Genomic DNA, 9,215 nt, shown 5'->3' with positions numbered 1-9,215 from the left:
GGTCGCGCCCGCATCCTCTTGCAAGAGGATGCGGGCGCGACCGCGAAACCTACGGACCTGTTGTCGTGCACGCCCGGCCAATTGGCGATCCCAACGCCCAATTAAGCCATGCCCTCGCAGCAGTTGCATAGCTGCGCGCGCCGGCCACGTCCATCGCCAATAGCGGCTGGTGGTGATCTGAGAGAGCTCCCTTTCGACCAATTCGATCGCACTGTCGCGCGCGGCGACTTCGCGTCGAGTCGCGATCAACTCTACACGCGCGGCATCGAGGGCTAAGTCGCTCTCACGTTGTGCCGTAGCCAGTTCAATACGCACCGCGTCAAGAGCTAATTCGCCTTTACGCAGTGCCGTGGCCAGTTCATAACGCAGTGTGTCAAGGGCTACGTCACTTTCTCGCCGTGTCGTGGTCAGCTCTTCCCTTACGGCGACAAGCGCCGCTTCACTAGTGCTTCGTGCATCGAGTGAAGCAACATGCTGTCTCTGCAATGCCGCAAAATGGTTACGTAACTCCATTTCGGTATGCGCACGTTGCTGCGCCTCCCGCTCCATCGTTAGCCTGGTCGCCTCGAGCAGTTTGGACTGCTCAGCGCGTTCACGAACCCACAGCGAAGCCATGACGTCGGTAACCAGTTCCACCGATGGCGCGATACGTATGTCGTAGATCTCATTGCACGGAACCGGCATGTAACCTGTAACGGTAAAGGATTTACGATCCAATACAGCAATTACGGCACTGCTGAATTCGCCGGCCTCTCTCTCCTGGATGTTGCGCGAACGACTGAGCCCGACATAGATGGATTCCGTACCGACCGCCAGGCCTCGCGTATAGCCTGGGAGACTGAACTGTCGCTGCTGACGAAAATCTTTATCGAACACCAATAGGGTGCGATCTTCAGAGCTACACAACCACAGCTCGTTTCCGGCCACCACCAGTGAATGTGGTTGCGACAGGCCATCAATCAGTACTTCGCCACTGCGAACGTCGATCACTCGGCCTGTTGCATACGTCCGCCCTTTATAGCCGCGATGAGTCGCGAATGGGCCAAATTGCGATGCAAGCAGGCGTCCTTGATACGACGCGACACAGTTGACATGCGCGCTATCAGGCTCATCACCGAAACTCCAACGCTCTATCACCCCGTACGACTCGTCCAGCCGAACTACCTCATTTGTTTCGGTATACACCGCGTAAATCCCATCGGGGCCCACGGCGATATCGTGCAAATCAAGGTGATGAGGAGATAACGGCGTGCTTCGCAGAATGCCGTGCCGCACTTCCTTGATCGTATTAAACGGCTCGCTCTGCGCACACCACAACAAGCCATCGTGAATCAGTGCCAGTCCGGTGGCATCTTCGGTAGTCAGTGGTAAAAGAAGATGCCGATGAATGTAAAGAACCCCGCCACCATTTGGTGCGGAAACAAAAAGTGGATCGGCGATGTTTAACGTGGCACGCATTACATATCTCCAGCGTGCGCGTTCCATGCGCAGGCAAACGCGTGGCAAGGTGCGGCAATAACGGGCACTCGCTCACGCAAACTCTTTACAAATTTTTCTGTAGTCACCAATACTTTTATTTCATATTTAAAGCACATCGATGAATCCACCCCGTGTGCGCTGAAACAAAACGTATGTCAGCCAACACGCAAACGCACTCATGGCGCTATAAATCAGCAAACCACTCCAGCTTGGCCATTGACCCCACAACAGCACCGCACGAGCCTGTTCAATCAAGAAGGTCAACGGATTTAGCTGCATCACTGTTCGCATCCCTGTGGAGGCCTGCGAAAATGGAGAAAACACTGGCGATGTATAGAGCAGCGCAATTACGATCAGACTTGTGGTCTGCCCAAGGTCGCGAACATAGACACCGATTGAGGCCGTGAGCCAACCTACTGCAGTAGAAAGCAGTAAGAGCGGCATGAGTACTAGCGGGAAGAGCACAAACGTGATGGGCAGTTTTCCATTGAACCAGCAAACAAATACCATCAGTACCATCACGCTGATCGTGGCGTGGTAGATCGCGGTGAAGCTGGAGACCCAAGGCAATATCTCTAGTGGAAAGACTACTTTGGTGACGTAACTGGCGTTGCCGACAATTAGCTGTGTTCCTCGCGTGATGCACTCAGCTAAAACGGTATAGACGATTAAGCCCGCAAATAGAGCAGTGGCGTATGCACCTTTCCCGTTAATGGCCGCCCAGCGCACATGGAACACTTCGGTAAAAAAAACCGTGTAAATTCCGAGCAGGCATAGTGGCTGAACAAATGACCAGGCCAAGCCAAGAAGCGACCCCTTGTAACGACCTATGACTTCTTTGCGCGTCAATTGAAAAATCAGAGCGCGGTGCACCCACATACTGAGACATAGTGACGACGGCGAGAGCGCATGTTTGTACGTGGTAGTGACGCGCGCGCGTTGAGGCACATTTGGGGCGATATCCGGCGATTGTGGAGGCGTTGCCGACTTGTCGATTACCTGCGCATCGCCGTGTTGCTTATGCATGTTTCGCATCATTGGCTGCCTCAAGAAAAAGAACATCTCGACGCATAAGCCCTTCACGGTGGCGCTCGCTACGCATATCCACTGCACGGCGATATAACTGCACGTCAGCAGAGTGAAATGCCCGCACGCGTTGAAGAAACGCTTTATCAAAGCATTTAGGCAATTGACTGTGGACCGAGGCGTTGAGTCGATGCAAAGGTAGCGCGTGCCCCAGGAAGCGCTCACCGAACTCCACGATGTCCTCGCGATAGAATTCCGTAATGCCGATAAAAGCAAAGCTTTCCAACGGGAAACCCCACAGATATTGCGTGTAGAGGTTCCGAAAGCGCTCGCTCAGACAAAACTGCTCGAGGGTCCATCCCTCCTCGATTACCTGTCGATGGTGAGGCGCCGACGTCGCCTTATCGTAGCTTTCCTGCCAGTAGTAGTAGTGAGAGAGCAACCGTTCAATTGGATCGCGCAACCACGTGACGTAGGTCAATGGGGAGCGCGTGCTTAACAACAGATATTTCACGGGCATGAAGTGGCCGTGGATGCAAGCGACATCACCTAAGCCCTGCGCATCGATCGTGCGCGCCGCCGCGATCGCTAAAGTACAGCGATCGCGCGTACTACGATGCAGACCGCCATCAGCGTAATCGTCACGATAGCCTTCGCCAAAATACTCACGCAACGATAATCTGAAACTTGTGCCCGCGGTTTTAGGCAAATGCACAGAAATTAGCGTCACGACCGACCAAACTTCGCTTTGGTGATAATGACTGCGGCGAAAATCGCTGCGCCCCGGATGAAATACATTTGTCTCATAGATGAAATCCCCAACGTGTATTTTTTTAAAAACCTGATGGCACACCATCCAGTCGACCTTCGCAAAGCACGTCGTCTAGTAGTGTTACTTCCTTGCCCTCACGCCCTCATCACACCCGTCGCGCATATCCTTCCACAGTCCCCATTTTTTGGTTACCCCGTGCTAAATGCGCGCGATAGGTAACCCACACCGTCCCAGTCATGGGGCGGTGAAAATTCGACGGTGATGTCCTTCCCTCAAAGTTGATGAGTTCGCAAATCCCGACCCCCGTCTAGAAATGCGACAAGCCTGCACTCACCGCCAACGTCGTTGTAAGGCTCTTGTAAGGCCCTTGAGTCGCGACTGAGTATCAGCCTGGTAAATGCACCCATCAATAGAAAATGTTGATTAGCTTCACTCTTGATTGATATACGTCACTCGATCCGTCTGCGATCAAGTAGCACGCCTCCCAACGTCATGAGTCGCGATGCCTGTACGAGCGATGAGATGACTTATTTCGAATCGGCTCAAGCCGTTCAGGGAAAGCGTCTAATGCAGCGCGCCAGCCAAGCTGAAACCTTGTGCGAGTATCGAATGCCTTCATAAGTTCGCTAATACGCCGAGTGACCGTCGCCGCCGACATTCCGGCCTCATGGGCTATGGCTTTGTCATTGAGGCCAGCCGCTAGTAGAGACATTACATGTCCAGCCGCTTCTGATAACCGCGCAGCAGATTCTCCCCGCTCCAGTTTTCCGGTGCGTGAAAAAAAGATGGGCGTCGATCGTTCCCATGTGAGCTCAAATAGCGCATAAAGCGCATTGAGCAATGCGCGAGATCGAACCAAAAGTATCGGACCGCCTGCCGGGTCTTCCGTGTTCAACGGAATCAGACCAACTCGGCGATCCGCTACGAGCATTTTGACCGGCAAGTTCGGAAAAATTCTCGCTTCCTCTCCTCTTACCGTACATTCTCGCAGTGAATCCAATATGCCAGGCAAAGCGAGGTACCCATCATCGGAGATACTACGCACGCGCACATTTGAGGGTGTCGCCTGTTGCGTTTCCGCAGTGAACAACATCGGGGCGCGTTGGAACCCGAAAACCTCCTTCCGGGCCGATTGCAGCATTTGGGTATAGATTTGCCCAAGGGCCACGTGACTGGTTATGAGTTCAACGACTTGCTCGTGCTCCTGGCTGTCTGTAGTGCTAACCGACTGCTTCTCCAACTCCAAAATCGTTAAACATGCGCGATCAATTTCTGCTCGCTGCTGACTCGCCAACGCTTCTAAGGCGAGTCTCGGCGGCGCCGCGACGTAACGCCGCGGGCGCTCCAAGGAGTGAGTCGCTAAACCTTTGGACTCGATGTTATCGAGCAATCGTTGTGTCTTGCTTAAGGAGAGAGATAGAAAGTTTGCAACTTCGTCCACCGTTGCCAGTCGATGGGCGAGTAGAGCACGGTAAGCAAGCTCTTCCGAGTCATCGATTCCAAGTATCTCTAGCGGCCGCTTCGTGTGCCACTCGCGAGTAAGCACCTCAAACTTATTACTCGACTGCTCTCTTTTAGCTGCCTTTTCCGCCTTGCGCGACTCCGCAGGATCAACACCTTCAGCCAAAGAAGTGCGAGCCTCGTCGCGCTTTTCGCGCGCACTGATCAGCCCCGTGTCCGGATAGGTGCCAAGCGACAGCCGCTTTTCCTTGCCACCAAACCGATACTTGAAGCGCCACCACCTTCCACCGGCCGGAGAAATTTCCAGATACAAGCCGCCACCATCGAAAAGGCGCTGCGTCTTGTTCGTTGGCTTCACCTTGCCGATAGCATCATCAGTAAGTGTCATGGGGCAACTCGATTTTAATTATGTTCGTTGCCCCGCAACGTTGCCCCCCGCCGCCTGAAACAGCATTCATTGTCCAAGCGTCCGGTTGTGCTCAATCCAGAAACGGCGAATGCACTGTTGGTACTTCCCACTCATTAAGTCCACGTCGCATTTATCCTTCCCACAGTTCACGACTCATGGTGCCCCCACGCCAAGTGGCTTCCACCGGTGGTCACCCCCGCTCTAGTCCAACAGCGCAACGGTAAAATTCACTGTTCATCAAAGGTGATAACTTCGCAAACCTCGATCCCCATCGAGATTCATGACAGCTTGCACTGACCACTAAGGTCTCTGAGCGCGACTGAGTATCAGCCTGGTAAATAGACCCATCAATAGAAAATATTGATTGGCTTCCGTCTTGATTGACATACGTCACTTAACCAGTCGACGGTCAATCGAGGCATGTCATAGCGGCATGAATCGCGACTTCAACACGAGCTATGAGATAAGTTTTTTCGACTCGGTTCGAGCCGCTCTGGAAATGAGTCTAATGCGGCACGCCAACCAAGCTGAAATTTTGTGCGAGTATCGAACGCCTTCATAAGTTCGCTGATACGTCGAGTGACCGTTGCCGCCGACATTCCAGCCTCATGGGCAATAGCTTTATCATTAAATCCAGCCGCTAGCAGAGACATTACTTGCCCTGCTGCCTCCGATAGCCGCGCAGCAGATTCTCTCCGCTCCAGTTTTCCGGCGCGCGTAAAGAAGATTGGTGTCGATCGCTCCCATGTGAGCTCAAAGAGCGCATAAAGTACGTTGAGCAATGCGCGAGATCGAACCAAAAGTATCGGACCGCCAGCCGGGTCTTCCGTGTTCAACGGAATCAGACCAACGCGGCGATCGGCCACGAGCATTTTGACCGGCAAGTTCGGAAAAATTCTCGCTTCCTCGCCTCTCTCTATGCATTCTCGCAGAGAATCCAACATACCTGGCTGAGCAAGGTACCCATCATCGGAGATACTGCGGACGCGTACATTTGGCGGCGTCACCTGCTGTGTTCCCGTAGTGAACAACATTGGTGCGCGTTGGAAGCAAAAAACCTCCTGCCGAGCGGATTGCAGCATCTGGGTGTAGATTTGTTGCAAGGCTATGTGGCTGGTTATGAGCTCAACCACCTGCTCATGCTCCTGATTATCAGTAGCGCAAACCGTGTACTTTTCCAATTCCGATATTGTTAAACACGCCCGGTCAATTTCTGCGCGCTGCTGGCTAGCTAACGCCTCCAAAGCGAGCCTCGGCGATGCGGCGATATAACGCTGGGGCCGCTCCATGGAGTGAGTGGCCAGGCCTTTGGACTCGATACTGTCGAGCAATCGTTGCGTTTTGCTTAAAGAGAGGGAAAGAAAGCTTGCAAGTTCGTCCGCCGTTGCCAGTCGATGGGCGAGTAGAGCACGATAAATAAGCTCTTCCGCGTCATCAATGCCAAGTATCTCTAGCGGTCGTTTACTACACCATTTGCGAGTAGTCACTTCAGACTTATTACCCAACTGCGCTCTTTTTGCCGCCTTTTCTGCTTTGCGCGATTCCGCAGGATCAATACCTTCAACCAATGAGTTGCGAGCCTCATCGCGCTTTTCGCGCGCACTGGTCAAGTCTGTATCCGGATAGGTGCCAAGCGATAGCCGTTTTTCCTTGCCATCAAACCGATACTTAAAGCGCCACCACCTACCACCAGCCGGAGAAATTTCCAGATACAAGCCGCCACCATCGAAAAGACGCTGCGCCTTATCCGCTGGCTTCACTTTGCCAATAGCATCATCAGTAAGTGTCATGGGGCAACTCAATTCTTGTGATTCCGGTTGCCCCGCGACGTTGCCCCATATCTCCTACAATGACATTCATTGCCCAAGCGTCCGGGCGTACTCGATTCAGACCCGCTAACCCATCGCCGCGTTTTCCCTCTCATTAGGTCCACAAGGAGGTCGTGATCGGAACTCTCGTGGTAGGCGATACGTAGAGCTGTCTTACTCCGCAACAGCGCCGGAAAAATGTGCTTTGGGGGAGCGATCATGGCTCTCGTATCGCGCCCTCTCAGCCGAACCTCGCTGGATACCTTTCCGGTCGTGGGGTTGTGCAGCCCCAAGAGCTCGGCTCCGTGAGATTCGACGAACCGGACATCGATATGGATTTGATCGGTTTCTTGCATGTCTGGTTACCCAACTGTTGCTGGGAGCCAGAATAGGTCGTACGAATGTCCATGATAATCCGCACAATTGCTTATGAGCTGATGCAGAAATATGGATAATCGTAGAGATTGAGGCTGTGATAGTGGCCGCCCGGCGGCGAAGTGTCCGCGCCGCTTCCGCCGATGTAGGCATTTCTTCAACGATTCATAGTCAGGTGGTCGCGAGGTTCGGAGGCCGATTGGGTAGTTAAGGGAACCCTTAGCGATGACTCAAACTGATCACCCTCTCCTGTATAGCGAGGCAGCGCGACTTCTAAACCACACGCTGTTCACGTTAAACGGATGATCGTTTCTGACCCGCATGGTCAAGATGCAGCCGCGCGCCCCACGCTCGCTCGTAAAACGGCTGAAGTCCAACGCGTGTAATCCAAGCAGGGATGTTTTCTGCCGGATCAAAGTGTGTCATGTCGATCGGCATTTCTTCATGCATTGCTGCTAAGGGTTGGAGTGCGGTGAGGACCGCATGAACTGCTCGCTCTGCGTGGGCTCGTTCGCCCCCCAACACAATGAGTAAGCCCGCTTGTTCTGGCACTTCGGTTCTGCTGAATACGCCGCCTAAATACGCTACTTCTACGAAAGGCAACTTCGCCAACGACAGTATAAGTGCATCAATGAGCCACGCAGGCGATTCCTTCGATGGGCCAACAAGGGGAGCACTGGCTTCTTCAACCGTGAAAGGTTGGATCGCCGCCACCTGCCCGGTTCGCAACAAGACCTCAACCTCTTCGGGATAAAGGGTACAGCCGTTATCGTTGGGATCGAGCATTACTGTCGCTCCACGTGTTAATTCCAAGAAGACACGTCCCGTCAGGGCAATGACCTGAACGTTTGATTGCGCTGCAAAACGCGCTTTCGTCAAATCAGTGAAGAACGGCAGCGTCAGTTGTCCATTGTCAGGCCGGTGAAATTGCACGAATCGGATCTTGTCCGACTGGACGTCAACGCGATCCGTCATTGGAATGTGTGCGTAGATGGTCGCGTCCAGCAGCGCTTGAAAGAATGCCGACTCCTCGCGCTGATCTGCGATCGCGCGTGCCATCAAATGTTCGAGTGAAGTCGTCATAGAGTTCCTGTGTCAAACGTTGGCACTGCGATTAGTTGAAGCGCCCCACAGTTGCACGTTCGTAGAAGGGTTGAGCACCAATCCTCTTGAGGGTATTGACGAAGTCTTTGTCGCCCTCGTCAAAGCAAATATCCACCGGCAGCGCATGGTCGTAAACATCCGAAAACACCGTGCTTACCGCCTTTTCGAGCCATTCGGATGGGACGGACTCTGCGATCATCATGAGTGTCCGCATACGCTCACCTTGCCGTGTACGCTCTGCCTCGACAAGAAATGCATAACGCACCTCATACACCTCACGAAAAACGGTTACTAATGCAGCTTCAAGCGCAGGCAGCGAGACATTCAGCTTCCTGATCTGAATATAGGCACCGTCAGGCGGCACCTCCGGAGCCCGTGTACCGTAGTGAATCGTCTCATCTCTCAGTAGGGAAGCCACGTGCTCAGGGGCGACTTCGAGGTTGAAGGCGCTTCCAGGATTGATATGCAGATAGTGCCCGCTCACTCGTTCCAGCAGTGTTCGTGTGTGCATACGCGTCACAGGCGGTACACAGAAATCCTCAGCACCCCTGTGGTCATTGAGCGCCAATGCATTGAGCGACGTAAAGAAAGGTACAACTACCGCACCGTCATCACGACGGAACGAGACGATCTCCGGGAGTTCGGATCGGAGCGGGGCCGCCGTAATCACACATACGTCGCTTTGCATTAATAAATGGTAGAACGCAGGACGAATGCCTTGATCCAAGAAAGCCTGAACAAATAACCTTTCCAGCTCATTGAGCTCCAAGAAGCACCTCAG

At 53.4% G+C, this 9,215-nt stretch carries 7 protein-coding genes; all 7 read right to left on the bottom strand.

Translation table 11 applies throughout. From position 1 onward, the window contains the following. The coding region (locus EKH79_RS03200) for a DUF4915 domain-containing protein (protein WP_158621180.1) at nt 1–1,458 on the bottom strand (1,458 nt) is incomplete at its 3' end. A gap of 126 nt (nt 1,459–1,584) precedes the next feature. Further along, a complete protein-coding gene (locus EKH79_RS03195; RefSeq protein ID WP_126672328.1) occupies nt 1,585–2,505 on the bottom strand; it encodes an ABC transporter permease in 921 nt (306 codons plus the stop codon). After that, nucleotides 2,498–3,361, bottom strand: a complete 864-nt coding sequence (locus EKH79_RS03190) for a sulfotransferase family 2 domain-containing protein (RefSeq protein WP_126672327.1) — start codon at nt 3,359–3,361, stop codon at nt 2,498–2,500. Before EKH79_RS03190 ends, EKH79_RS03195 begins: the two co-directional genes overlap by 8 nt. Before the next feature lie 406 nt (nt 3,362–3,767). Further along, nucleotides 3,768–5,126: an integrase arm-type DNA-binding domain-containing protein gene (locus EKH79_RS03185; protein ID WP_126672326.1), complete on the bottom strand. Its 1,359-nt coding sequence runs from the start codon at nt 5,124–5,126 to the stop codon at nt 3,768–3,770. Between the two features lie 467 nt (nt 5,127–5,593). Beyond that, nucleotides 5,594–6,937 carry an integrase arm-type DNA-binding domain-containing protein gene (locus EKH79_RS03180; protein WP_126672325.1) on the bottom strand — a complete coding sequence of 448 codons (1,344 nt, stop codon included), beginning with the start codon at nt 6,935–6,937 and terminating at the stop codon, nt 5,594–5,596. Between the two features lie 687 nt (nt 6,938–7,624). Then, on the bottom strand, nt 7,625–8,413 hold the full coding sequence (locus EKH79_RS03175; protein ID WP_126672324.1) for an enhanced serine sensitivity protein SseB C-terminal domain-containing protein: 789 nt from the start codon (nt 8,411–8,413) through the stop codon (nt 7,625–7,627). A 31-nt stretch (nt 8,414–8,444) separates the two neighbouring features. Further along, the gene (locus EKH79_RS03170; protein WP_158621179.1) at nt 8,445–9,203 is read right to left on the bottom strand and encodes an enhanced serine sensitivity protein SseB C-terminal domain-containing protein; all 759 of its coding nucleotides are present in this window, start codon (nt 9,201–9,203) and stop codon (nt 8,445–8,447) included. Between the last annotated feature and the right edge of the window lie 12 nt (nt 9,204–9,215).

It is taken from the genome of Dyella dinghuensis (assembly GCF_003977615.1).
In the GTDB taxonomy this organism is placed as follows: Bacteria; Pseudomonadota; Gammaproteobacteria; order Xanthomonadales; family Rhodanobacteraceae; genus Dyella_B; species Dyella_B dinghuensis.
The sequence above is the reverse complement of the archived record's forward strand: the minus strand, read 5'-3'. Positions and strand labels throughout refer to the sequence as shown.